20 protein-coding genes are annotated in these 24,828 nt (G+C 55.8%); 10 read left to right on the top strand and 10 right to left on the bottom strand.

All coding sequences use genetic code 11. The features are described from left to right. Entirely contained in the window at window positions 1–969 is a 969-nt protein-coding gene (locus tag MT343_RS15345; RefSeq protein ID WP_145466339.1) for a class 1 fructose-bisphosphatase, read from the bottom strand. Between the two features lie 230 nt (window positions 970–1,199). On the opposite strand from MT343_RS15345, the gene mpl reads away from it, so the two are divergent. From mpl to MT343_RS15320, 5 genes are all read left to right on the top strand, one after another. After that, the gene (gene mpl, locus MT343_RS15340) at window positions 1,200–2,612 is read left to right on the top strand and encodes a UDP-N-acetylmuramate:L-alanyl-gamma-D-glutamyl-meso-diaminopimelate ligase (protein ID WP_145466337.1); all 1,413 of its coding nucleotides are present in this window, start codon (window positions 1,200–1,202) and stop codon (window positions 2,610–2,612) included. After that, window positions 2,609–3,226 (top strand): flavin prenyltransferase UbiX, encoded by a 618-nt coding sequence (locus MT343_RS15335; RefSeq protein WP_145466335.1) that lies wholly within the window; start codon window positions 2,609–2,611, stop codon window positions 3,224–3,226. Before mpl ends, MT343_RS15335 begins: the two co-directional genes overlap by 4 nt. A 90-nt stretch (window positions 3,227–3,316) precedes the next feature. Then, window positions 3,317–3,748: a hypothetical protein gene (locus tag MT343_RS15330; RefSeq protein ID WP_145466333.1), complete on the top strand. Its 432-nt coding sequence runs from the start codon at window positions 3,317–3,319 to the stop codon at window positions 3,746–3,748. 125 nt (window positions 3,749–3,873) lie between these two features. Continuing rightward, window positions 3,874–6,306 (top strand): thrombospondin type 3 repeat-containing protein, encoded by a 2,433-nt coding sequence (locus MT343_RS15325; RefSeq protein ID WP_186435752.1) that lies wholly within the window; start codon window positions 3,874–3,876, stop codon window positions 6,304–6,306. A 125-nt stretch (window positions 6,307–6,431) separates the two neighbouring features. Next, window positions 6,432–6,680: a DUF2175 domain-containing protein gene (locus MT343_RS15320; protein ID WP_145466330.1), complete on the top strand. Its 249-nt coding sequence runs from the start codon at window positions 6,432–6,434 to the stop codon at window positions 6,678–6,680. 22 nt (window positions 6,681–6,702) lie between these two features. Here MT343_RS15320 and MT343_RS15315 read toward each other — a convergent pair whose 3' ends face one another. After that, window positions 6,703–8,325, bottom strand: a complete 1,623-nt coding sequence (locus tag MT343_RS15315; protein WP_145466328.1) for a methyl-accepting chemotaxis protein — start codon at window positions 8,323–8,325, stop codon at window positions 6,703–6,705. A gap of 230 nt (window positions 8,326–8,555) precedes the next feature. On the opposite strand from MT343_RS15315, the gene MT343_RS15310 reads away from it, so the two are divergent. Then, window positions 8,556–8,927, top strand: coding sequence for a hypothetical protein (locus tag MT343_RS15310; RefSeq protein WP_145466326.1), 372 nt, complete (start codon window positions 8,556–8,558; stop codon window positions 8,925–8,927). A gap of 45 nt (window positions 8,928–8,972) precedes the next feature. Here the strand turns inward: MT343_RS15310 and MT343_RS15305 are convergent, their stop codons facing one another. The 4 genes from MT343_RS15305 to MT343_RS15290 all read right to left on the bottom strand — a co-directional run bounded on the left by MT343_RS15305 (window position 8,973) and on the right by MT343_RS15290 (window position 13,954). Next, window positions 8,973–9,515: a YbhB/YbcL family Raf kinase inhibitor-like protein gene (locus MT343_RS15305; protein WP_145466324.1), complete on the bottom strand. Its 543-nt coding sequence runs from the start codon at window positions 9,513–9,515 to the stop codon at window positions 8,973–8,975. A gap of 66 nt (window positions 9,516–9,581) precedes the next feature. Then, window positions 9,582–10,451, bottom strand: coding sequence for an AraC family transcriptional regulator (locus MT343_RS15300; RefSeq protein WP_145466322.1), 870 nt, complete (start codon window positions 10,449–10,451; stop codon window positions 9,582–9,584). A 132-nt stretch (window positions 10,452–10,583) separates the two neighbouring features. Then, complete coding sequence (locus MT343_RS15295; RefSeq protein WP_186435751.1) at window positions 10,584–11,954, bottom strand: OmpP1/FadL family transporter; 1,371 nt, start codon at window positions 11,952–11,954, stop codon at window positions 10,584–10,586. 173 nt (window positions 11,955–12,127) lie between these two features. Continuing rightward, a complete protein-coding gene (locus MT343_RS15290; RefSeq protein WP_145466318.1) occupies window positions 12,128–13,954 on the bottom strand; it encodes a sensor domain-containing diguanylate cyclase in 1,827 nt (608 codons plus the stop codon). Window positions 13,955–14,095: 141 nt separating this feature from the next. Here MT343_RS15290 and MT343_RS15285 point away from each other — a divergent pair, with 141 nt between their 5' ends. Next, window positions 14,096–14,923, top strand: coding sequence for a sugar nucleotide-binding protein (locus MT343_RS15285; RefSeq protein ID WP_186435750.1), 828 nt, complete (start codon window positions 14,096–14,098; stop codon window positions 14,921–14,923). Between the two features lie 44 nt (window positions 14,924–14,967). Here the strand turns inward: MT343_RS15285 and MT343_RS15280 are convergent, their stop codons facing one another. The 4 genes from MT343_RS15280 to leuS all read right to left on the bottom strand — a co-directional run bounded on the left by MT343_RS15280 (window position 14,968) and on the right by leuS (window position 20,022). Then, entirely contained in the window at window positions 14,968–15,561 is a 594-nt protein-coding gene (locus MT343_RS15280) for a hypothetical protein (RefSeq protein WP_145466314.1), read from the bottom strand. A 199-nt stretch (window positions 15,562–15,760) separates the two neighbouring features. Continuing rightward, window positions 15,761–16,765, bottom strand: a complete 1,005-nt coding sequence (holA, locus tag MT343_RS15275; protein WP_145466312.1) for a DNA polymerase III subunit delta — start codon at window positions 16,763–16,765, stop codon at window positions 15,761–15,763. Then, the gene (locus tag MT343_RS15270; RefSeq protein ID WP_145466310.1) at window positions 16,762–17,298 is read right to left on the bottom strand and encodes an LPS-assembly lipoprotein LptE; all 537 of its coding nucleotides are present in this window, start codon (window positions 17,296–17,298) and stop codon (window positions 16,762–16,764) included. Before MT343_RS15270 ends, holA begins: the two co-directional genes overlap by 4 nt. Window positions 17,299–17,448: 150 nt before the next feature. After that, window positions 17,449–20,022 carry a leucine--tRNA ligase gene (leuS, locus tag MT343_RS15265; protein ID WP_145466759.1) on the bottom strand — a complete coding sequence of 858 codons (2,574 nt, stop codon included), beginning with the start codon at window positions 20,020–20,022 and terminating at the stop codon, window positions 17,449–17,451. 331 nt (window positions 20,023–20,353) lie between these two features. On the opposite strand from leuS, the gene MT343_RS15260 reads away from it, so the two are divergent. The 3 genes from MT343_RS15260 to MT343_RS15250 all read left to right on the top strand — a co-directional run bounded on the left by MT343_RS15260 (window position 20,354) and on the right by MT343_RS15250 (window position 24,821). After that, on the top strand, window positions 20,354–20,986 hold the full coding sequence (locus MT343_RS15260) for a c-type cytochrome (protein WP_145466309.1): 633 nt from the start codon (window positions 20,354–20,356) through the stop codon (window positions 20,984–20,986). 28 nt (window positions 20,987–21,014) lie between these two features. Next, window positions 21,015–22,529 carry a phospholipase D family protein gene (locus MT343_RS15255; RefSeq protein WP_186435749.1) on the top strand — a complete coding sequence of 505 codons (1,515 nt, stop codon included), beginning with the start codon at window positions 21,015–21,017 and terminating at the stop codon, window positions 22,527–22,529. Between the two features lie 123 nt (window positions 22,530–22,652). Continuing rightward, a complete protein-coding gene (locus MT343_RS15250; RefSeq protein WP_186435748.1) occupies window positions 22,653–24,821 on the top strand; it encodes a TonB-dependent receptor in 2,169 nt (722 codons plus the stop codon). Window positions 24,822–24,828 lie beyond the last annotated feature (7 nt).

Here is a 24,828-nt window from a genome sequence, read left to right as displayed (position 1 = left end):
TCAGGCGTGGTAACGGACAACGGTTTCCACTTCATCGGCCGATCCCATTACTACCGAAACGCGCTGGTGAATACTGGTTGGCTCGACCGCCATAATATCTTCAAAGGCGGTCGATGCTTTACCGCCAGCCTGCTCGACCAGCATGCTCATCGGATTGCCTTCGTACATCAGACGCAGTTTACCGGGCTTTTGTGGTTCACGGCTGTCGTAAGGGTACATAAAAATACCGCCACGGGTCAGGATGCGGTGAATTTCGGCAACCATGGAAGCAATCCAGCGCATATTGTAACGCTTGCCCAGCGGACCTTCTTCACCGGCCAGCAGATCTGCCACGTAGTTCTGCATTTGCGGCAGCCAGAAACGCTGGTTGGACATATTGATCGCAAATTCTTTGGTGGTGACCGGAATCTGAACGTTCTCGCGCTGAAGGAAGAATTCTCCAACGCGCGGATCAAGGGTAAAGGTATGAGTGCCATTCCCCGTGGTCAGTACCAGCAGAGTAGAGGGGCCGTACAGAACATAGCCGGCAGCAACCTGCTGTTTACCGCTTTGCAGGTAAGTGGCTTCGTGGGTGGCATCGTCATTGGCTGATGCTTTCAGAATGGAGAAGATGGTGCCGACGGTGACGTTCACATCGATATTGGACGAACCATCCAGCGGATCGAATAGTACCAGCAGCTCACCGTCCGGGTTGCAGGCGACTGGGTCGGCTTCTTCTTCACTGGCCATGCCTTTGACTTCCGGCATGCCTTTCAGGCAGTACTTGATCAGATCGTTGGAGATAACGTCGAGCTTCTTCTGGCACTCACCCTGTACGTTTTCCTGCTCTGCACTGCCGAGAACACCGGCCAGAGAGCCCATATGTAAACGGTAGGCGATATCTTTACAGGCCACCATCAGTCCATCGATGACGGCCACCAGAGCCTGATCATCGCAGTGGTGGTCTAAAAAAGTCCGTAAGCGCTGCATCTTGTCTTCCCCAAAGGTCGGAATCTGTTCAAATTGCGGCGCATACTACCTTAATTACCAGCGGATTTCAGCGCTGCTGTCAGGAAAAGCCGGCCGGCGTTGGCGGAATTGCAGGTAAATTATCGCCGTTAGCGGATGCTTTAGCGCAGAACAGCCCTTGGTGCTTGGGTACAGAGAGCGTTATCAGTACACTAGCCGCCTGACTGGTTGATCTGGAAACGACAGAAACTATGCGTCTGCACATTCTTGGTATCTGCGGCACCTTTATGGGCTCTCTGGCACAGCTGGCCAAACAGCTCGGGCATGAGGTTTCCGGCAGTGATGCCGGCGTTTATCCGCCCATGAGCGACCAGCTCGAAGCCGCCGGCATTGTCCTGAGCGAAGGCTTTGATCCGGCTAATATTCCCGCCGATACCGATCTGGTGATTATCGGCAACGCCATGTCGCGCGGTAACCCTTCTGTTGAACATGTCCTCAGCCGTGGTTTGCCCTATATGTCCGGCCCGCAGTGGCTGGGGCAGTATGTGCTGCGTGGCCGCTGGGTAGCGGCGGTATCCGGTACCCATGGCAAGACCACGACCAGCAGCATGCTGGCCTGGATTCTGGAATACGCCGGGATGAAACCCGGCTTCCTGATTGGTGGTGTACCGCAGAATTTTTCGGTGTCAGCCCGTCTCGGTGATTCGCCGTTTTTCGTCATCGAAGCCGACGAATACGACACTGCGTTTTTTGATAAACGCTCGAAATTTGTTCATTACCAGCCACGTACGCTGATTATGAACAACCTCGAATTTGACCACGCCGATATCTTCCCGGATCTGGCCGCCATTGAACGCCAGTTCCATCATCTGCTGCGTACAGTGCCGGCCAATGGCCAGATTGTGCTGCCTGCCGGTGAAGACGCTCTGGAACGGGTGCTGGCGCAGGGCTGCTGGACGCCGGTAGTACGCTTCAGTGAACAGGACGACGCCGACTGGCAATGGCGTCTGGATGCTGCCGATGCCTCGGTGTTCAGTCTGCGTCACGTTGCTGCTGGGAGCGGAGAGAGCGGGGCCGGCGATCAGGCGGCTCAGGTGCGCTGGAATCTCACCGGTTTACACAATGTCAGTAATGCCATCGCCGCAATGCTCGCCGCCCGTCATATGGGCGTTACACCGCCAATCGCTGCGGCTGCGCTGAGTGAATTCGCCTCGGTGAAGCGCCGTATGGAGCTGGTGGGTGAGACTTCCGGCATTCAGGTTTACGACGATTTTGCTCACCATCCGACGGCCATCACCACAACGCTCGAAGGCGCCCGTGCGCGTCTGCAGCAGGAAAATCCGCAGGGCCGCATTCTGGCGGTGCTGGAGCCACGTTCCAACACCATGAAACTGGGGGTGCATAAATCCGAGCTGGCGGCGTCGGTTGCTGCGGCGGATCTGGCGTTCTGGTTTCAGCCGGACAACATTGACTGGTCACTGGCTGAGGTGGCTGCCGCCAGCCGCATTGCCGGCCAGAGTTTTACCGATCATCAGGCGCTGATCTCCGCGGTTGTCGCCGCGGCCCGCCCCGGTGACCGTATTGTGGTGATGTCGAACGGCAGCTTCGCCGGTATGCCGCGTAAATTGCTGGCAGCGCTGCAGCAGCGTGAGGGCAGTGTATGAATTCGCGCATTTGTGTCGCCATTACCGGCGCCTCCGGCAGCCTGTATGCGTTGCGGCTGATTGAGGTCTTGCTGGCTGCTGGCGGGCAGGTGGATGTGATTGTGTCGAAAGCCGCGCAGCTGGTATTCGCCACCGAAACGCCGCTGGCCCTGCCGGGCAATCCCGCCGCTCAGGCAACTTTTTTACAACAGTATTTTCAGGTGGATGATACGCAGCTGCGGGTGTTTGGCCGCGAAGACTGGATGGCGCCCTGGGCTTCAGGTTCCGGTCAGCCTGGCCCGCTGGTGATCTGTCCGTGCTCCACGGGTACGTTGTCAGCCATTGCTACCGGTGCCAGTAATAACCTGATTGAGCGTGCCGCCGATGTGGCGCTGAAAGAACGGCGCAAGCTGATTCTGGTGCCGCGTGAGACGCCGTATTCAGAAATTCACCTGCAGAATATGCTGACGCTGACGCGCATGGGCGCGGTAATTCTGCCGGCCAGTCCGGGTTTTTATCATGAACCGCAGAGCATTCAGGATTTAATCGATTTTATTGTCGCGCGTATTCTCAACCAGTTGGGCATCGAACAGCAGCTGATGCCGGCCTGGGGCAAGGATAACGTGCCGCAGTAGTGGCATTATCCGGCAAACCGGTGCGTGCTGGGCGCTGACCACCGGGATACATTTCAGAACGTTTAATTATCAGTGATTGGGGAAGTAAGCATGAACGAGCAACAACCAGAGGCACAGGAAGTGGATTACCCGAAATGGATTGGCCTGGGTTTTATTGCCGGTATTGTCGTCGCCGTGCTGGCGCTGGAATATTATGGTTTCATTGCTCATCCGTCCGAGCAGGACAGTGCGGTGGTGGATGAATTCCGCTTACTGGCGATTACGCCGGAAAGCGATCTGAAAATTTCCCAGAAAGACTCTGGTAAAACAGCATTCTGCGTTGGTGGTTACCTGTTGCTGCGTCCGGATAATGGTAAAGAAGTAGCCGGCATTCTGGTTGATCAGAAAAACCGTGGCATTCATTGCCGTCACAGCATGAATGCCCAGACCGACCGTGACACTGCAGGCAGTAATGCGGCCGCCGACAATACCGCCGTCAGCGATACTGAAGCAGCCCCGGGCGAGACCAGCACGGCACAATAATAAAAATAATACTCAGCAGATAAATTATGCATTCTCTTTTCTCACCTTCTTTCGTGCGGGTCTGTTCTTTCTGTCAGGCGCGCGCGCGCCATATGCTCTGCGCGGCTGTTTTATGCGGCGCGGTCTTGGGCAGCAATCACAGCCTTGCCGCACTGAATGATCTCGATAACGACGGTATTGCCGATCATCTCGATACCGACCGCGATGGCGATGGCGTATCCAACTTCCTGGAACAGGCGGCGGGGACAGACCCCGACGTTGCCGACCAGACCGATGTGGATAATGACGGTATTCCGGATGCCATTGACGACGACTGGGATAACGATGGGGTGGTGAACCGCAAGGATGACTTCCCGCAGGACGGCAGCGAATGGCTGGATACCGACCGCGATGGTGTTGGCGATAATGCCGACCGCGATATTGATAACGATGGCATCCGTAACGACCTCGAAGTACAGCTGAATTACGACCCGCGCGACAGCCGCTCGACTCCGGTTGATCGTGACGGTGACGGCTGGCCGGATTTGCTCGATACCGATATGGACAACGACGGTGTTGATAACGCCGAAGATGCCTTTCCGCTGAATGCCAAAGAATGGGCCGACCTGGATGGTGATGGTATCGGCGATAACGCCGACCCTGATCTGGATAACGATGGCGTGAGTAACGAGCTGGAACTCAGGGCCGGTACTGACCCGCGTGACCGCGCCTCGGTGCCGCCGGATCTCGACCGCGACGGTATTCCGGATACACTCGATGATGATATGGATGGCGATGGCGTTGCCAATGCGCAGGATCTGTACCCGCAGGATGCGCGTGAATCAGCGGACACCGATGGTGATGGTGTACCGGATAATCAGGATGTGGACGCCGATGGCGACGGTATTCCCAATGTGTTTGAGATGCATCTGGGCACCGACCCGCTGGATGCTTCGAGCAAACCGGCGGACGCCGACAACGACTCCATGCCGGACACCTTTGATACCGACCGCGACGGTGATGGTACCGAAAACCGTTTTGACGCCTTCCCTGATGATAAAAACGAATGGCGTGATACCGATGGCGATGGCATAGGCGATAACGCCGACCCTGATCGTGATAACGATGGCTTCAGTAATGACATTGAACAACAGGCCGGCAGCGATGACCTTGACCCGCGGAACAAACCGGCGGATCTGGATCAGGACGGCATAGCCGATGTGGTTGATGCTGATATCGATGGCGATGCCATTGCCAATGAACTGGATGCTTTCCCGCTGGATCGCAGCGAGTGGGCCGACTTTGACGGCGATGGTGTCGGCGATAACAGCGATACCGATCAGGATAACGATGGCATCGACAACGAATACGAACGCACGCTGGGCTTTAATCCGATGGATGCGACCAGTGTGCCGTTCGACCTTGATGGCGACGGCATTCCCGATGCCCTCGACAGCGACCTTGATGGCGATACCTTAGGCAATGCCATCGATCGTTTCCCGCGTGACCCGCTGGAGTGGAACGATATCGACAACGACGGCATCGGCGATAACAGCGATCCGGACCGCGATGGTGATGGTATCCGCAATGATCATGAGTTGCTGGCCGGTACCGATCCGGCGGATGCTGCCTCGGTGCCTGCCGACCTTGATGGCGACCGTCTGCCGGATGTCATCGATGACGATATGGACGGTGACGGCCATCTGAACGAGGCGGATGTCTTTCCGCGCAACCCACGTGAATGGGCTGATCTGGATGGCGATGGCACGGGCGACAACAGCGACAGCGATATCGACGGTGACGGCATCCGTAATGACTGGGAAGTGCAGTTAGGCTTCGATCCGCGTGATGCGCAAAGCAAACCGGCTGATCTTGACGATGATGGCATTCCCGACGTGCTCGACAGCGATATGGATGGCGATGAGGTGGCTAACGCCGCCGATGCTTTCCCGCGTGACGTCAGCGAATGGGCCGATATGGACGGTGATGGTACTGGCGATAACAGCGATGACGATATTGACGGCGATGGCATCAGCAACGACTACGAAGTGGCGCTGAACACCGATCCGCACGATGCACGCAGCACGCCGGCCGATCTTGACCGCGATGGCATTCCCGATGCGCTGGACGATGACCGGGATGGCGATGGTCATCTTAACGAGGCCGATATTTTCCCGGATGACCGCCGAGAATGGGCGGATCTGGATGGTGATGGTATCGGCGATAACCGCGATCCGGACCGCGACGGTGATGGCTATGCCAACACCGTCGAACAGCAGGAAGGTACAGACGAATGGTCTGCGACCAGCTTCCCTGACCACGAGCCGCCGGTTCTCGATTACGTGCGCTGGTCTGCGACGGAGCCGACTCTGGTGCAGGGTATGGCCTATGACGACGGTATGGGGCTGGCGCGTATCTGGTTGCAAAGCCCGGCCGGAGATATCTGCGAAGGTGAAATTATTTACACCGGCCACTTCCGCGTGCCCTGTGCGCTTAAAGCAAACAGTGAACGCTGGCAGCTGCTGGCGGAAGATAAGGCAGGAAATCAGACAGAACAGTGGCTGGGCAGCAGCGACTGAGGCCGATTGTTCTGCCTGCCTATCACTACAATAAACTACAAGACCGACGTTTAGCCCGGCGCAGACTGGGCTAGGCTGAAACAGATGCCTCTGGCATGTGTTTCAGCATTTTTCAGGGAAAGGTCATGTCGCTCAATTGTGTGTTCTGTAATAAACCGGTCTTTGGTCTGGGTGGATTGACGGTTCCGCTGAAGGGACCGGCCCATCAACAGTGTTTTCAGGCGTACAACGTGCTGAAACGCACCTTTCAGAAGCTGGATATTACCGCGCTGAATGATGATGAATTACGGGATCTGAAGGATCTGGTGCTGGCCGAAGAGAATGATCGTCGCCGCCAGAATGAGCCTGACGGCGATGATATTGAGCTGTTTTAAGCGGACAAGGTCAGGATCAGGGCTACAGCCTGAACTTTAACAGCAGCGCGTTAAGCTGCTCTGCCAGCCGCGCCAGCTCCTGACTGGATGCATGGGTCTGGTTGGCACCGGCCGATGTCTGGAACGACAAATCACGGATAGCGACCAGATTCTTATCCACTTCACGGGCAACCATTGCCTGTTCTTCGGCCGCGCTGGCAATGTTCAGATTCTGCTCGTTGATGTTGCTGATCAGGCCGGTAATTTCTCCTAATGATGTTCCTGCTTCGTTGGCCATTTTCAGTGTATTCATGGCCCAGCGGTTGCTGTTTTCCATATTAACGACCGCAGCATCGGTGGCAGTCTGTACCGTCTGGATCATGCGTTCGATTTCTTTGGTGGATTCCTGAGTACGGTGCGCCAGAGCCCGGACTTCATCAGCGACCACAGCAAAGCCCCGGCCTGACTCTCCGGCACGGGCTGCTTCAATGGCGGCATTCAGTGCCAGCAAATTAGTCTGTTCAGCGATGGCGCGGATAACATCAATCACCTGGCCAATGTCTTTTACGTTACCTGCCAGTGCCGAAATGCCATCAGCGGTATTGCTGATCTCACCCGCCAGCTGATCAATGGTGCGGATGGTTTCATCCAGCGTGTTCTGCCCCTGGCGAGCCTTGTCATTGACCTGCTCGGAATTGGATGACGTGGTACTGGCACTGTTTGCCACTTCATCCACGGCTACGGTCAGTTCGTTAACGGCCGTGGCTGCCTGCTCCAGCTGAGCGCTCTGCTGGTGGACGATTTCACTGGATTCGTTAGTCACTACACTGAGTTCTTCCGAGGTGGTGGATAACTGCTGTGAAGAATCGGCGATATGGTTCAGCGTGTTGCGCAGTTGTTCCTGCATCTGATGCATGGCGGCCATCATGTCTGCGGCTTCGTCACTCCCATGGTCGCTGATGCGGTGGCTCAGATCGCCACTGGCGATGCGCTGTGCCGCGCTGACGGCGTTTTCCAGTGGGGTAACAATGCTCTGGCTGAACAGGCTGGCGAGAATAATCACCGCCAGCAACGCCACACCAATAGCAATATAAATGGCCATGCTGGACGTGCTGTAAGTTGTGGCTGCATTGGTTACAGCGTGGTTGGCTACCTCACCTTCGTAGCGGGCAAGATCGTTCAGGGCTTCGGTAATGCCGATACTCAGGGCATCAATATGCTGTACGCGCAAGCGCTGCACGGCTTCCATATCACCCCTGGCAACCAGACCCAGCAGCTGCTGCAGGCGCTGATCGTATTCGTTTTTATCAGCGATGATGCCGTCTAATTTTTGTCTGGCTTCGGGCGTATCTGCGCGGCCTTTCATATCCGCTTCGGCGGCTTTATAGCTTGTGGTCACTTCGGCCAGACGGCGGCTGAACTGGTCGCTTTGCTCTTTCGTCTGGCTGTTGACCAGGTTGACGGCATACAGACGGGTGTAGAGGAAATCGCGGCGCATCTCGCCGATCCCTTCAACCTTGGGCAGGCTTACCTTACCCAGCATGTTGATGCTGTTGTTCAGCTGGCTGAGTTGTTGGGTGGCAAACAGACCGAGTGCAAGGGTGATAAGGCCCAGAAGGCCAAAGAAAAGCATTGCACGTTTGGCAACGCGCATATTTCTTAACATCGTGTTCTCCGTTTTCTCTGAAGTAATGAACCGTCCAGGCCGCAGATTGGTATTAATAGAATGGCTGGGCGGGAAAGGTGAGAACTTAATGTTAGATTACTTTTTAGGATCTGCCTGATCGTTTTGCGCAAGGGATTGTGTCGCTGCTGGCGGAGATCGCAGGGCAGGTTCCGGCGTATCAGGATGTGTATAATTGCCCCCCCCTTGTTCACTGGCTGCCGGAGAGTGTGATGTTGATTGAAAATACCTCGGATCTGATTGTCCGTACGGAACAGCGCCAGTTGCCATCGGGAGTGCCTGTGGATCTGGCTGGCCTGCAGAATGGTACGGTGCTCGCTATCGGTGCGGATGCCCTGGCTTTGTATCGTTCGTTCGAAGCCGTGGGGGATGCTCTGGGGAATGGTCTGATTGCCAGTGTTACTTTGCCATGTACCCTGGCCGCAGAAAACGGCTGCTTTGTGCTGGAGCACCGCGCCGGTTATGTCGGGCTGGCGGGCGGCTTTGTGCTGTTAATTACCCTGAACGATGTGCAGCTGTTCAGCAGCAAAGAGGATGCTTTGCGTAACCGCAATGAAATCGCCCGTTTATCGCTGGCTCATTGAAAACAGCTGTGAACCTGCCGCCGCTCAGCGGCAGGTTGTGTGCGCTTACGGACGCTGATACAGCGCTTCCAGCGTGGTTTTAGCCAGCGCATGGCCATTAAGGTAATAACCAACCAGTGCACCGGAGCTGTCTGGTGCCAGATCCAGCTTGTCTGTGTTTAAAGCAAATACTGTAAATTGATAACGGTGAGCTTTATCGCCTTTGGGCGGGCAGGCACCACCAAAACCAGGGACGCCGTAATCGGTACGGCTTTCGGTGCTGCCTTCTGGCATGGTATTGCCACTGGCACCGGTTTTCAGACTGGTGACATCCGCCGGAATATTAAACGCCAGCCAGTGCCACCAGCCGCTGCCGGTTGGGGCATCCGGATCATAGGCTGTGATGGCAAAACTTTTGGTGCCCTCCGGGGCTCCGCTCCAGCTCAGCTGTGGCGACAGATTGCCGCCTTCGCAACCAAAACCATTGAATTCCTGTGCTTTGGGCATCGGCGTGCCGTTGCTGATATCGCTGCTCTGTACCCGGAATTCGGCCAGAGCACTCTGGCTCCACAGAGTGGCGGCAGACAGCAGTATTAATATCGGCTTCATCGTAATCTCCTTTGAGTCTGTTTGGATGCTTCACAGCTTACGTCAGAGGCGAGGCTGCAGTACGCCTCAAACGGTCAAGGTTGAGCTTGAAACCGTCGTTTGCCGGATCAGGGTGTCAGCCGTCTGGCTGTGGCGCAGCTCGGCCGGGCTGGTACCAAAGCGTTCACGGAAGCGCTCACTGAAACGCGATGCCGAGCGGTAGCCACAGGCGTCAGCGACCTGCTGGACACTGAGGCTGCTGGTTTGCAGCAGGTTAAGGCCCTGTACCAGCCGCAGCTGGCTGAGCAGGTCGCGGAAGCTGTGCTGCTCGTCGGACAGCTTACGTCTGAGGGTCGATTCACTGACCGCCAGACGCTGGCAAACATCGCTTATTTGCCAGTCGTGGCTCAGGTCTTCACTGACCACAGCCTGTACGCGGCGGCTGAAATGTTGCTGCAGACCACTGCGCAGTTCTGCACTGTAGCCCAGCTCAAGCAAACGCAGAGTGATTTCACGACGCCGCGCCTGCAGCAGTTGTTGTGGGTCAGACAGTTGCGGCTGTATCTGCAGCCACTGTTGCATCAGGGTCAGCAGCAGCGGGTCTGAGCTGAAATGCTGCAACTCACGGCGCACCGGACCGCGTCCCAGTGGCAGTAAGTCATCCGCCGGCAGGCTGATCACCCAGGCCAGATACCGGCAATGCTCGTCGGGCTGATTGGTAAAGGTAAGCTCACAGCCGGCCGGAATCAGCAACATTTGTCCGGCAGGCAGATTCAGCGGCTGGCCAGGAGCCGGTTGCAGTTGCTTTTCGCCCTGCAGTATCAGCATCAGGCAGGGCTCGGCAAAAGGCACCCGGCGCAGGCTTTGTGGCATGCGTGTGCGGAAGGGCAGGATCAGGCCATTATCATTGGCAACTGGCTGCAGCAGCAGGCTGTGTAACAGAGCAGAGAGTGACATGATGGTTTCGCTGTCGGCGGGTAGTGGTGAATGCTCAGCATAACCAAGGATGCCGACAGGCCCAAGCCGCAGTGTGGGCAGAATAAAAAAACGGGCGCCAGGCGCCCGCTTTCAGGTTGCAGCAGCCCTGGCTTACAGTGCCCAGCGCAGACCGGCAGCGAAGGAGTTCACTTCGGTTGTGACTTCGCCGTGCAGGCGGGCACCCGCCGTCAGCAGATCGTTCTGATCAATATCACGCTTCTGCGTCAGGGTGTGCTGATAGCCCACGTCCAGAGTCATGGCTTCGGTCAGTCCGTAGCTCATACCCAGAGAGATGGCTTTGTAATCATCAAAGGCAAAATCGATCTTGGTTTTGTCTTTGTCGATCGGCGTCATATCCAGAGCAAAACCACCACGCAGCGTCAGCTGTGGGCTCAGTTTGTAGTTAGCCCCCAGAGCAAAGCGCTGGGACTCACTCCAGTCGTAAACCTGTGGTTCAGCGGCCAGAGCTGCGACGGTACTGTTGTTGCTTTCCACCTGCAGCTTGTCGAAGCGCGACCACTTGGTCCAGGAGGCATCCGCCTGCAGCGACAGGTCGCCGAGCTGGTGGAAGTAACTGATGTTGGCGCTTTCCGGCGTGACAAACTGTACACGGCCATCGGCTTTGGTGTTCTCAAGGCCGGCCAGACCGGTGAAGCCTGAAGCGGCGGCCGGGAATTCCACCGTTGCACTGCCGGTCAGCTCATGGGCGATACGGGTGCGGTAGTTCAGACCCAGACGGCTGTTGGGGGTGAACTCAACCAGAGTACCCAGGCTGAAACCGAAGGCTGTGTTGTGGCCTTCCATCACGAAGCTGCCGTCGTAGGTATTGTTGCCCAGCTCCGCAGGGTTAATGCCCAGGCTATTGCAGGTGGAGGCATCAAGCCCACCTAAACACAGGGCTGCAGTATTGACCGCCAGGGCCGTTTTGGCATTCATATACTGAGCGATAATACTGCCGCCAATGCTGACTTTTTCGTGTACACGGAAGGCCAGTGACAGGCCGGCGTCGATACCGGTGATTTCGCTTTCAGTTGTCTGATAACGGGCGATGGAGTCATCACCGAAGTCGGTGCCGGTAGCGTATGGAGCGTTAATAAAAGCACCGGCAGAGAAGCCTTCGCTCAGACTACGGACAAAATACAGGGTTGGCAGAAAATCGAGGTTATCCGCTTCGGCATCTTCGCCGTTAATCGGGATGCTGCCGTCGCCGGTTTCAGCACTGCCTTTCAGTTCTGAGCGTACAGAAATAGCCGCCAGGTTGATGGCCAGCTCGTCACGTACCAGCAGCATAGCCGCCGGGCTGTAGTAAGCGGCAGAAGCATCGCTGGCTGAGGCTGCACCACCGGAGAAAGCATCTCCCAGGCGCAGGGCGGATTGTTCGTCGACATAGTAGCCCTGGGCGAATACCGGGCTGATGGCCAGCAGAGTACCCAAACCGGCGCAGGCTGTTGCGATGGTTTTAGCAAGGGGTTGGCGTTTCATGTTCGTCTCCATCCAATATTGGTCTTTTTATTAGCAATTCAATATCGGGACTAAGGTACATAAATGCCGGGTGATTGCCAAACTGAAATTTTGTCTGACAATCCCGTACTGCAGACACAGGTGCCAGTTCAGGATAGGAATACGGATGGCTCTGAGATTAATAACAGCAATGTTCAGCGGCTTTGCTGCTGGCTATCGGGAATGGATAAAGGCAGTGCACAGCTGCGGTTCCTGCCCTGATCTTTGGCCAGATACAGCGCTTTATCAGCCTGTTGGTAAAGTACCTCCTGCTGATCACGCTGGGGAGGGATTGCAGCACACAGGCCGACACTGACGGTCAGGCTGAGTATTTGCCCTTCGTGTTCAAGACGCAGGCGCTCAATGCGTTGGCGTACCAGCTCGGCGACCTGTATGGCTCCGCTTTCATCCGTGTTAGGCAGTAAAATTGCAAATTCTTCCCCGCCGTAACGATAAACGCTGTCCTGTGGACGCTTGATGGCCTGCTGCATGGTTTGCGCAACCTTTTGCAGTACCGTATCGCCCAGCTGATGACCATGGGTATCGTTAAATTGCTTGAAGTGGTCAATATCAATCAACAGCAATGCGAGTGGCGTTTGTTGTCTGAAGGCATCCTGATACAGGGTATAGAAACGCTGATCGAAGTAACGCCGGTTACGTACCCGGGTCAGGGCATCGGTGGTGGATTCTTCCCGCAGGCGCTGGTTCAGCAGCTCCAGATCTTCTGTACGCTCACGGACCTTCTGATCCAGCACTGCATTGGCTTCGCGCTGCATGTTGATGATGACATCCTGAGCCGCTAACCGTGCCTGACGTTCGCGGTTATGGCGCTCGGCCATGCTCAGTGCCAGCAGTACAACCAATATGATACTGCCCAGCTCGGCGGCATGTTCGGTAACGACATTGACCGGAATGACACCAAACTTCTGCATTGCATACAGGAAGAGGCCAATCAGCAGTGAGAAGGCGGCAAGGAAAAACAGGAACACATCCCGTGAACGGGTTTGCCACCAGAGCAGTTGGCCCAATGCCAGCGCTGACAGACTCATCAGCACAGCCTGACCTGTAAGCAAACGAATCATGGTGTGATACGGCAGATAGAAGGCCAGTACGGCAAAGATAAGGGCACTGACCACGTAGCTGCTGTACAGCATAAAGGCACGGGGATGCAGTTTACGCAGACGCAGGAATGAAACCCCGAACAGTGCAAGAAAGGCCTCAGACAGGGCGAGACTGAGCAGAATCGCCAGGTCGTTCAGGTGTGGAGATTCTGGCCACAGTAACGCATAAGTCCAGCCATGCAGAGCGGCCATCATCATGGCAAAGGCGCCGATGCTGAGCGAATACAGGAAGAAAATCAGATCGCGGCTCAGTAAAAAAATCAGCAGATTATAGGCCAGCATACTGAACAGGATTGCGTGAAATGCAGCATCAAAGGTAACTTCGCCGACCCGTTGCTGCCAGTAGTTCTGTTCCGGAAAGGTGCGGATGGGAATCTGCACCGATGACTCCGAATGCACGTACAGATACAACCATTGTGCCTGGCTGAGTGGCGGCACTGGAAAGGCAAATTCGGGCACAGCCAGAGGGCGGGAAGAATAGGGCAGGTCGTTGCCGGCATCGGTGTGCAGCAGTACAACATCACCGTGCATAATATAAAGTTCGATATGGTCGAGCAGTGGATATCCCAGTTCCAGAATCCAGGGCTGCCGCTGATAATCAAAGGGCAGCTGACTCAGCGGCATCCGTACCCAGACGTGGTCATCGCTGAAGCCAAGGTTGATGCTGGCAGCCGGCATGTCCCGCCACATATCGTCGTTTAAGCCCACAACCTGTTGCAGGCTGGAGAACTCTGCAGCCTGGTAAACCTGAGCCATCAGCGGGGCAGGAGCATCCGTTTCGCCGCCCGCATAACGGGCAGTCGCAAAAGCACCGCCGAACAGAAACAGTGCGAGTATGAACAAACGATAATATAAAGACATAAGTACAACAGGCAGCAATATCCCCTGAGTATAGACGGGTCGTACAAATGCACGTCGTGATTGGCCCGGCGGCAGGGTATTATGCAGGCTGTAATATCAGTGGCCCTCAGTCTGGCCCCAGCGCACAGGAGACCCGGAGTCTTGGCTATCAGCAGTTTTCACAGCTTTATCATCGGCGCTAACCGCCCGGTGGGACACTTTCTTACCCGCAGTCTGGCTTCTCAGGATCTTATGTATAAAGGCTTTGGCCTGGAAAGCCGTGAGCGTTTGGCTATGGCGGCCGTTGGCAAACCTTTTTTTGTACTGGTGCCATCACTGTTCCATCCGGATGACTATGCGCATGTTCCTTTCTGGCTGGAACAGGCGGAAGAGCAGGATGTCCCGGTGGTATTGCTGTCCTCCAGCGCTGTTTTCCGTGCCCGCGCGGATGCTGTCTACCAGGAAAATGATGAGGATTATGCCGATCATCCACTGGCGCTGGATTTACTGGCTCTGGAAGCCTTGACCCGTAATAACCGTCGTCATCTGATCCTGCGCATTGGCCAGGGGTTTTCGCTGATGGCTGACGATTTTGCCAACCGCCTGCTGACGGCTATCCGTGATGAGCATTCCCTCAGCCTCGATATGCAGCGTAAGTTCAGTCCGACGCCTGCTGATGATATTGCCGAAGTGATTCTGGCGATGCTTAAACAGGCAGCCTGCAGCGACGATTTATGGGGTACCTATCATTTTTGTGGTGTGGAGCCGATCTCTTCATATGCCTTCGCAGAGGCGCTGCTGGCGGAAGCCGGTCAGTATGAAAATCTCAGTGGCGTGGAGCTGAAATCACAGGAAGGCGGCTTGATGCCGGCGGTCTGGGCACCGGTTACCGATAATACGCTGCTGTTTCACACCTTTGGCATCAAGCCGAAAGCCTGGCGTAAGGGGTTAAGTCGCCTGATCCGCCGTTATTATCGTGCCGAAGGCTAGTGGTGCGGGAGACCGTTGCAGGGCGTTAAGATCTGGCCTGGAAATCAGGCCAGGTTCAGGGCCGATGATTCCTGATACAGTTTCATCAGCTTGTCAGTAATGATAGTGCGGATACCTTCGCGCTCAAGGCCGGACAGCGAAGTCAGCTCTTTCAGGCGCAGACGGTTCAGGTGCAGACAAGGCATCTGATCATTGAATTCACGCAGGTCGCCTTTCATCAGTACCGGCAGGAACGGATCTTCGGTATTGGAACGGCGCAGAATCTGGCGGATACCTTCCTGAAAAGGAATCGGTACCGAGCGCACGTTTTTGTCTTTATGTGAGATCACCAGATACAGGCCGGTTTTACCGATCAGATTGCCGGGGATAACATGCAGACCGGTTGACTGTACCGCATCCGGATTCAGATGGCTGAACGTATCGTGGAAGGCGTAAGGGTCGGGCAGAATAACCATCTGACGGTTGGCTTCTTCGGGGAAGAAAATACTGTAGTTGGTATACAGCTGACGTACGGAGCCGGAGAATACGCAGAAGCGGTTTTCAAACTGCTTAACGAAATTCATAGCGCGCTGGTGCTGGTGGATTTTCTCCAGGTCCCAGACCAGATCTGAATTTTGTTGTTTGTTTACGGCGCTCATAACGAACATCCTCTTAGTCTGCATACTCAGCTTAGCATTACGTCATATTATTATATTTTAACGTTTTTACCACGACGCTTAACGTTAAAAGGCATAATGTGACAAAAATTGTCATCCGAATACGGCAATTGCCGCCATTACCACAGCAGTATCTCAGTTAAATGTTGGGATTTCTGTGACAGCGGTAGTGCTGAAACTGTTAACCAGTCGTCAGCCTTACACCTGTTAACAGTACAGTTAACTCACTTAACAGAAGCCAGGGATCATCACCGCTGCCTTTAATGGCTGCATCGATTTTTTCGGCCTTACGCAGGGCGGCATGGAGCTGTGGGGCGCGCAGGTTCTGCAGAGCTTTTTTGTAGGGAGGCTGTTGTTTGGGCCAGATATTCTGTGCCTTGAAGGCTTCACTCAGCTGTTGTCCGCCAAGATCCTGCATGGCAATCAGCTGGCGGATCTTGCGAGTCAGGGCGCCAAGTATCATCAGCGCATCGACACCTTCACCTTTTAAATGCGAAAGAATGCGGCTGGCTTCGGCCAGGTTACCGAGCAGGCAGGTATCGGCCAGACCAAAGGCGTCAAAGCGGGAGCTGTCGCCAATGGCTTCGTTAATCATCTCTTCGTTGATGGTGGCCGTGCCCAGCAGGCGTAGCTTTTCAACTTCCTGCACGGCAGCGAGCAGGTTGCCTTCGGTCTGATGCGCCAGAGCGGCCAGGGCGGGAGGTTCGATCTGCAGGCCGGCAATCTGCAGGCGGCGTTTCAGCCAGCCCGGATACTGCGAGCGTTCGATGGGCCAGATCGGCAGGAAAACACCGGCTTTATCCACCGCTTTAAACCAGGCGCTGCGCTGAATGGTGCTGTCGAGGCGCGGGCAGATAATCAGCAGCAGGTTATCCGGGTTGGGATTATCAAGGATCTGCTGAATAGCCGCGCCTTTATCGGAAGGCTTGCCGTTACCAATGCGTACTTCAAGAATACGGCGACTGGCAAATAACGACATGGCGTTGGCTTCTTCCAGCAAATGGCGCCAGTCAAAGCCGGCTTCAGCATGGAACAGCTCACGCTCCTCGACACCGGCCTTACGTGCAGCGGCACGGATCTCGTCGCAGGCTTCCATCACCAGTAAAGGGTCGTCACCGGACACCAGATAGCAGGGTGCCAGTCCTTTGGCCAGCAGGCCGCTGAGCTGGTCCTGGCGGATTTTCACGGCTGGGTGCCTGTTGCAGCAGGAGCGCTTTGGGTTGTGGCAGCGCTTTGGCTGCTCTTGCCGAGACTCTGCAGGCGGCGCAGCAGCTTGTTAACCAGTTCGCGCTCCAGCTCAGCCCGTTGCTGGCTTTCGGCGCTGGCGGTACCGACGACGTTGTTCACATCGTTGGTCAGGGTGCGGCGTGCTTTCAGTTCAATTTCGACATCGGTGTCGCGGCCAATGTGCAGGATATGAGCGGTCAGACGGCCGTTCAGTTCGAACTCGCCCACCTGACCACTGCTGCTGACCGACAGTGTACGCCGTTCGATATCCACCGGCTCAATACGCAGAATGGCCGGGGCGTCTTCGGCGCTGGCGGTCAGCACGACATCGTTGAACTCCAGCTGCAGCTTTAACTGTTGGTTAAAGCTGTTGCTGGCCTGACTCTGCAGATACATCACCCGGTATTCCGGCGGCAGCGGCGTAACACCACGCAGATGCCAGCCGCAGGCAGAAAGTAATGATAACGTGAGAATCCAGGCAAGAGGGCGCATAGGCTTCCTATCAGCTGTTCAATGTGGGCGGAGCGTTGGCGAGGCCGCCGGAACAAGGCAAAAATACGTGAGAAAGCGCAGTTTATAAGTCATAAATGAGCATTTCGAACGTATTTTTAACACAGTACCGGCAACGCAGGCAGCTCCGGATCAGTTAGCGACGATATTAACCAGCTTACCCGGTACCACAATCACCTTGCGTACGGTCACACCTTCGAGTTGCTGGGCAACGGCGTCTTTGGCGGCGGCTTCCAGATCGTCTTTGGAGGCATTAGCCGCCACTTCGATCTTGGCACGCAGCTTACCGTTCACCTGAACCACCACTTCGATGGAATCACGCACTAGGGCGCTTTCGTCAACCACAGGCCAAGGTGCATCAATTACCAAGCCGTCGTTGCCAAAGGCAATCCACAGAGCCTGGGTAATGTGTGGCGCAATCGGCGACAGCATGCGGATCACCGCATCGAGACCTTCTGCCACCACTGCACGGCCACCGGCAGATGCCATATCGGCTTTCTGCAGGGTGTTCATCAGTTCCATAATGGCGGCGATACCGGTGTTGAAGTTGTAGCGGCGACCAACGTCATCGCTCACCTTCTGAATGGTTTCGTGCACCTTACGGCGGGCGTCTTTCTCATCTTTGGACAGGTTCGCCGCATCACCACGATCTGCCTGTTGCAGCAGTTCGTAGCTTAAACGCCAGACGCGCTGCAGGAAGCGCTGGGCACCCTGTACGCCGGAGTCAGACCATTCCAGGGTTTGCTCCGGGGGCGCTGCGAACATGGTGTACAGACGCACGGTATCGGCGCCGTACAGTTCGATGGCTTCCTGCGGATCGACACCGTTGTTTTTCGACTTCGACATTTTGCTCATGCCGGAGTACTGCAGTTCTTTGCCGTCGCTCTTACGCTTGGCAGCGGTCAGGCGGCCTTTGTCGTCGCGCTCAACGCTCACTTCGGTCGGATTAACCCACTCTTTGGCGCCGTGTTCGTTGGTGTAGAAGAACGCATCGGCCAGCACCATGCCCTGGCACAGCAGGTTTTTGAACGGCTCATCGCTGTTCACCAGACCGGCATCGCGCAGCAGCTTGTGGAAGAAACGTGCATACAGCAGGTGCAGAATGGCGTGTTCGATCCCGCCGATATACTGATCGACCGGCAGCCAGTAATTGGCTTCTTCCGGATTCAGCATCTGCGTATCGTCGCGCGGTGAGCAGTAGCGCGCGTAGTACCAGGACGACTCCATAAAGGTGTCGAAGGTATCGGTTTCACGGAATGCCGGCTGACCGTTGTATTCGATGTTTTCGAATTCCGGGTTGTTCTTGATCGGTGAGTTCACGCCATCCATCACAACCTCAGTCGGCAGAATTACCGGCTGCAGGCTTTCCGGTGCAGCAATGGAGTCACCATCGGCGGTACGGATCACCGGAATCGGTGCGCCCCAGTAACGCTGGCGGCTCACACCCCAGTCGCGCAGGCGGTAGTTCACTTTGATCTCGCCTTTGCCCTCTGCCGCCAGTTTGGCGGCGATGGCGTCGAAGGCGGCGTCAAAACTCAGGCCGTCAAATTCGCCGGAGTTAATCAGGGTGCCTTTTTCGGTATAGGCCGCTTTGCTCAGGTCGCACTCGTCGCCTTCGTTGGCGGCGATGACCTGATGAATTTCAATGCCGTATTTCTGCGCGAATTCCCAGTCGCGCTGATCGTGTGCAGGAACGGCCATGACCGCACCGGTACCGAATTCCATCAGCACAAAGTTGGCGACCCACACCGGTACTTCTTTACCGGAAATCGGGTGAATGGCAGTAAAGCCGGTTGCCATACCTTTTTTCTCGGCGGTGGCCAGATCGGCTTCGGCGGTACCGGATTTGGAGCATTCTTCGAGGAATGCGGCCAGCGCAGGATTGTTGGCTGCGGCTTCTTTCGCCAGAGGGTGACCGGCAGCAACAGCAACATAGCTCACGCCCATCAGGGTATCCGGACGGGTGGTGTAGATTTCCAGTGCGTCTTCGCGGTCTTTCAGGCCAAAGCGCATCTGTACGCCACGGGATTTACCAATCCAGTTGCGCTGCATGGCTTTTACCTGATCCGGCCAGCCGTCGAGCTGATCGAGGTCGTTCAGCAGTTCTTCGGCGTAATCAGTGATACGGATAAACCACTGTGGAATTTCTTTACGCTCAACCACAGAGTCACAGCGCCAGCAGCAGCCGTCGATGACCTGCTCGTTGGCCAGAACGGTCTGGTCATTCGGACACCAGTTAACCGCGGAGACTTTTTTGTAGGCCAGACCCTTGTCGATCAGCTTGGTGAAGAACCACTGTTCCCAGCGGTAGTATTCCGGGTCACAGGTCGCCAGTTCGCGGTTCCAGTCGTAACCGAAGCCCAGCGATTTCAGCTGGCCTTTCATGTAGGCGATGTTTTCTTTGGTCCATTTGCCCGGAGCAACCTGATGCTTGATGGCGGCGTTTTCTGCCGGCAGACCGAAGGCGTCCCAGCCCATTGGCTGCATGACGTTTTTGCCCTGCATGCGCTGGTAGCGCGAAACCACGTCACCAATGGTGTAGTTACGTACATGCCCCATATGTAGCCGGCCGCTTGGATACGGGAACATGGACAGGCAATAGAATTTCTCTTTATTGCTGTCGACAACGGCTTTGAATACCTGATTTTCTTCCCACTGAGTCTGTACGGAAGGTTCGATAATATGGGGCTGATAAGTCTCTTGCATCATGGCGTATGGTCTGAATCTGAGCGCAGTTAGAAAGGCGGGAAGTGTACCTGAATGCAGGTGCAGGGCACAGCCCCTTATCCATAAGCCTGGCGGTGCGGGAAGCGGATTTGGGCAACTCTGGCCGGAGTTCGCGGTTAGCGCTTGATACAGGTCAGCCTTTATTTAGAAAAGGCTAATACGAAAGGCGATTGGCTCTTGGCCTGACGAGAGCAGACGCGTATGTTTCACTCCCTAATAATAAGTTGATCAGGGTCTTCAGGGCGTTTTGTCCGCGAAAACAGCCGCTCCTGAATAACTCCATAACAGCAAAAGAACAGAAAAGTACACTATGAACAGATTAAGCAGTACGTTGGCAGGATTGCTTCTCTTACTGGGCAGCCAGGTGCAGGCCGAAAGTGTGGAGTCCATGCTGCAGGAAATGGCCATCATCGAAAAAAATACACCGCTGTTACAGGCCGCTATTGAAGATGGTGTTGAGCGTGCGCAGTTGTGCTTCCGCTGTCATGGTGATGATGGCAACAGCAAGCGTGACTATATCCCGAATCTGGCCAGTCAGAATGCCGCTTATCTTTTTACCCAGTTTGAGCATTTTGCCGATGGTGTGCGCAAAGATTATGTGATGAGCAAACTGGCCACCACGCTGAGTAAAGAAGACCGCATTAATATCGCGCTTTATTTTGCTCACAAGCCGGTGGTTAGCCGCGAACAACCCGTACCCACAAGTGCAAAAGGCGAACAGATTTATAAAACCACCTGTTTTGTCTGCCATGGCAACGCCGGCCATGGCAGCAGCCTGTACCCGCGTATCGCCGGTCAGCCATATGAATATCTGACCAAAACCCTGATGCGTTTCCTGCATAACGATCCGGAGCGTAAAAACTCACCGATGATCGGCGTGGTGCAGAATATGGATGAGCAGCAGCTGCGTGATGTGGCCGCCTATATCGCCCATATGCCATAAACGCGCATGGCAGATACTGCCGTGCTGTATGTATCTGCTGGCGGTGTTGTTTGCCGGCTGTGCCCGTCTGCCGGACTATCCGCATCCCACCTCTGAAGTTCATACTCAGGCTCCGCCGCACAGTCCGCTGACGGATTGGGCGGAGCCTCTGTTACAGCAACATCCCGGTCAGGCCGGGCTGGTGTTGCTGGCCTCCGGAACTGATGCTTTTCTTGCCCGCCTGTTGTTGGCGGCCAATGCTCATGACCGTCTCGACCTGCAATATTATCTCTACCATCAGGATCTGACCGGCAAGGTTTTTACCTGGGCCTTACTGCAGGCCGCCGAGCGCGGCGTACGCGTGCGGCTGCTGCTGGACGATATGGCAACCCGCGGCGCCGATAATGAGCTGCGGCTGCTGAACCGTCATCCCAATATTGATATCCGCCTGTTTAATCCGTTTCTGCGTGACTATCCGCGCGATATGCAGTTTCTGACCCGTTATGGGGTATCGACCCGGCGCATGCATAACAAAACCATGATTGCCGATAACACTCTGGCGATTACCGGTGGGCGCAATATCGGTGATGAGTACTTTGATGCCGCGCGTAATGCGGTGGTGTTCGGTGATCTGGATGTACTGACACTGGGGGCGGTGGTCGATGACGCCTCAACCGAGTTTGACCGCTACTGGAACAGCGAGCTGGCGGTGCCGGTGGAGCATGTGCTGCAGGATGCTGATCCGCATGACCAGCAACCGCTGAACGGACTGAGCCAGAAACTGCAGAGCTGGCTGCAGAGTAATCAGCAGCACCCTTATGTGCAGGCTTTACAGGCACGGGCCCAGAACCTGGCGGCGCACTATGAACCACGGCTGTTCTGGGGAAAGGCGTACGTAGTGGCTGATGCACCGGATAAAATCCGCAGCCGCCGTTACCAGTCGCCGTTGTTGGGAAATCTGCTCACTCTGCTGGAAAATGCGCAGCAGGAAGTGCTGCTGGTTTCGCCCTATTTTGTACCGGGCGATGAGGGGGTTGCCTTTCTGGCGGCACTGGTCGCGCGTGGTGTTAAGGTGCGGGTGCTGACCAATTCTCTGGCCAGCACCGATGTGCCCGCGGTGCATTCGGCTTATAAACATTACCGCGCGGCGTTACTGCGTGCCGGAGTCGAACTGTATGAGCTGCGCCCGGATGCCAGCTCTGGGCGTGAGAACCGCCGCTGGACCGGCTCTTCTTCCGCCAGTCTGCACGCCAAAATGCTGGTGATCGATCAGCGCTACTTTTACGTCGGCTCAATGAATCTTGATCCGCGTTCCATCCGCGAGAATACCGAAATGGGTGTGCTGTTTGAGCAGGCGCAACTGGGTCAGGAAGCCAGCCGGGATCTGCAGCAAAACCTGCCATTCGAAAGTTATCACCTGCAGCTACATCAGGGGGAAGTACGCTGGCAGGAGCTGTACGGCGATGGCTCTGTGCAGAGCTATGACAGCGAACCCCGGGCCAGCCTGTGGCGGCGCCTGCAATCCTGGCTGCTGGGCGTTCTGCCGCTCGAAGCGGAACTCTGACGACCAGCATCGTCCACGTAAGTTCAGGAATTCTTCTTATTATTTGTTGATAATCATTCTCAGACTCAGTAGCATTCGCGTCCTTTCGTATTGCTAATTACCAATCCGTATCAGGACATGCCCATGAAAACTGCTGTTTTTGCGATGATTCCAGCATTGCTGGCTCCGGTGGCTTATGCCGCAGACACACAGCTTCCGCCTGACGCTTCTGCGCCAGCGGAAAAAGTAACGCTGGACCGGGTTACGATCTCCGCCGTTCGTGGTGAGCGTGATGTCGCTACCATCCCGCATATGGTGACGGTCATCGAGCGTGAAACCCTGCAGGCCACTCTTGGTGCTAGCGGCGATCTGACCAGCGCACTGAGCCGCCTGCTGCCAAGCTTTGCGCCGTCGCGCCAGAAAATGACCGGTTCTTCCGAAAGTTTCCGTGGCCGTTCGCCGCTGATTCTGGTGGATGGTATTCCGCAGACCAACCCGCTGCGAGATGGCTCGCGTGATGGCTTCACCATCGACCCGTCGCTGATTGAGCGGATTGAAGTGGTACATGGTGCCAACGCTTCCATGGGTCTGGGCGCAACCGGCGGCATCATCAACTTTATTACCCGCAGTGCCGCCGACGGCGATAACGAAATCCGTCTGAATACCGCGCTGACCAGCAGCAACGATTTTGACGGCGACGGTTTTGAATACCGCTTGGGTGGCTCGCTGCAGCGCAAGCAGGGCGCTTACGATGTGCTGGCCTCGGCGCAGTATCAGAACAGCGGGCTGTACTACGATGCCAACGGCGACAAAATTGCCGTGAACGAAACCCACGGCGATCTGATGGATTCTGAATCCCTTGATCTGCTGCTGAAACTGGGTATGGATCTGTCGGCTACCCGCCGGGTGGAGCTGATGCTCAACCGTTACGATCTGGAAAACAGCGGTGATTACCGCAACGTACCGGGTGACCGCGATCAGGGCATTGCCGCCACCACCGAAAAAGGCAAGCAGGTGGGCGATCCGAACCGCAACAAAGCCACCGCCGCCGCGCTGAGCTACAGCGACCGTGATCTGGCCGGTGGTAACTTCAGCGGTAAGTTCTATTACCTCGACCGTACCTCGCTGTACGGCGCAACCCAGACCAAAACCTTTCAGGACCCGGCTTACGGCAGCCAGTACGATGGCAGTGGTGCGCTGACGCAGAGCATCTACGATCAGTCGCAGATTGAAGTGCAGCGCAGTGGTGTACGCCTGAGCTGGAACCGTGACGATTTCCTGCTGAATGAACTCGACTGGGTGCTGGGCTTTGACTGGGTGCGTGATGAATCGAAACAGACCCTGGCGATGACCGGCCGTACCTGGGTGCCGGAAATGAAGTTCGATAACTACGCGCCTTTTGCCCAACTTGATTACGCCCTGACCGATCGTCTGCAACTGACCAGTGGTGCGCGTTACGAGACCGCCAAACTGCAGGTGGATGATTTCACCACGCTGTATAACTACGGCTCGCGCGATGTGGCTGGTGGTGATGATGAATTCTCCGAACTGCTGACCAACCTCGGCTTTACCTACCGCATCAGTGATGGCCTGAACGCTTATATCTCCTACAGCGAAGGCTTCAATATGCCGGATGTGGGTCTGGTGCTGCGTGGTATTAACACCGACGGTCAGGATGTCGATGATCTGGTGCGTATCAAGCCGATCATCACCGATAACTACGAAACCGGTTTCAACTATCAGGGCGAAGCGCTGAGTCTGAAAGCCAGTTACTTCCGTTCGACCTCGGCCTTTGGTTCGCGCCTGGCCGACACCAATGGCGATGGCAGCTACGAAGTGATCCGCGAGAAAACCCGCACCCACGGTTACGAACTGCAGACCGCCTATATGTTTAGTTACGATCTGGAAATCGGTGGTTACTACTCGAAGCTGTTTGGCCGCGTCGACTCCGATAAAAACGGCAGTCTCGACAGCGACCTGGGTGCGGCTAATATCAGCCCGGATAAACTCTCGGCCTATGCCCGCTACGAGCTGAATGGCCGCACCAGTGCGCGTCTGGCCAGCACTTACTACTTTGACCGCAGCTTCCACGGTCAGGCCAACGCCAATGCCGAGTCTTTTGATGGCTATGCGCTGGTGGATATGAGCGTCAGCTACCGTGGCAACAACAGCACGACCAGCCTGTCGCTCGGTAACCTGCTGAACCGCGATTACTTTGATTACTACGCACAGACCTCCGATCTCGGTAATACTGCGCGCTATTACAAAGGTCGTGGCCGCAGTCTGATGCTGGCGTACGAGCACAGCTTCTGACAACGAG

The organism is Venatorbacter sp. C2-1 (assembly GCF_022832715.1).
In the GTDB taxonomy this organism is placed as follows: domain Bacteria; phylum Pseudomonadota; class Gammaproteobacteria; order Pseudomonadales; family Oceanobacteraceae; genus Venatoribacter; species Venatoribacter alkanivorans.
The sequence above is the reverse complement of the archived record's forward strand: the minus strand, read 5'-3'. Positions and strand labels throughout refer to the sequence as shown.

Bases quoted from the DNA above. Each gene is read 5' to 3' on its own strand.
- MT343_RS15335 (WP_145466335.1), top strand. From the start codon at position 2,609: ATGAATTCGCGCATTTGTGTCGCCATTACCGGCGCCTCCGGCAGCCTG.
- MT343_RS15280 (WP_145466314.1), bottom strand. From the start codon at position 15,561: ATGAGCGCCGTAAACAAACAACAAAATTCAGATCTGGTCTGGGACCTG.
- MT343_RS15295 (WP_186435751.1), bottom strand. From the start codon at position 11,954: ATGAAACGCCAACCCCTTGCTAAAACCATCGCAACAGCCTGCGCCGGT.
- MT343_RS15260 (WP_145466309.1), top strand. From the start codon at position 20,354: ATGAACAGATTAAGCAGTACGTTGGCAGGATTGCTTCTCTTACTGGGC.
- MT343_RS15305 (WP_145466324.1), bottom strand. From the start codon at position 9,515: ATGAAGCCGATATTAATACTGCTGTCTGCCGCCACTCTGTGGAGCCAG.
- MT343_RS15290 (WP_145466318.1), bottom strand. From the start codon at position 13,954: ATGTCTTTATATTATCGTTTGTTCATACTCGCACTGTTTCTGTTCGGC.
- MT343_RS15310 (WP_145466326.1), top strand. From the start codon at position 8,556: ATGTTGATTGAAAATACCTCGGATCTGATTGTCCGTACGGAACAGCGC.
- MT343_RS15250 (WP_186435748.1), top strand. From the start codon at position 22,653: ATGAAAACTGCTGTTTTTGCGATGATTCCAGCATTGCTGGCTCCGGTG.
- MT343_RS15320 (WP_145466330.1), top strand. From the start codon at position 6,432: ATGTCGCTCAATTGTGTGTTCTGTAATAAACCGGTCTTTGGTCTGGGT.
- MT343_RS15345 (WP_145466339.1), bottom strand. From the start codon at position 969: ATGCAGCGCTTACGGACTTTTTTAGACCACCACTGCGATGATCAGGCT.
- MT343_RS15300 (WP_145466322.1), bottom strand. From the start codon at position 10,451: ATGTCACTCTCTGCTCTGTTACACAGCCTGCTGCTGCAGCCAGTTGCC.
- mpl (WP_145466337.1), top strand. From the start codon at position 1,200: ATGCGTCTGCACATTCTTGGTATCTGCGGCACCTTTATGGGCTCTCTG.
- leuS (WP_145466759.1), bottom strand. From the start codon at position 20,022: ATGCAAGAGACTTATCAGCCCCATATTATCGAACCTTCCGTACAGACT.
- MT343_RS15270 (WP_145466310.1), bottom strand. From the start codon at position 17,298: ATGCGCCCTCTTGCCTGGATTCTCACGTTATCATTACTTTCTGCCTGC.
- MT343_RS15315 (WP_145466328.1), bottom strand. From the start codon at position 8,325: ATGTTAAGAAATATGCGCGTTGCCAAACGTGCAATGCTTTTCTTTGGC.
- MT343_RS15255 (WP_186435749.1), top strand. From the start codon at position 21,015: ATGTATCTGCTGGCGGTGTTGTTTGCCGGCTGTGCCCGTCTGCCGGAC.
- MT343_RS15330 (WP_145466333.1), top strand. From the start codon at position 3,317: ATGAACGAGCAACAACCAGAGGCACAGGAAGTGGATTACCCGAAATGG.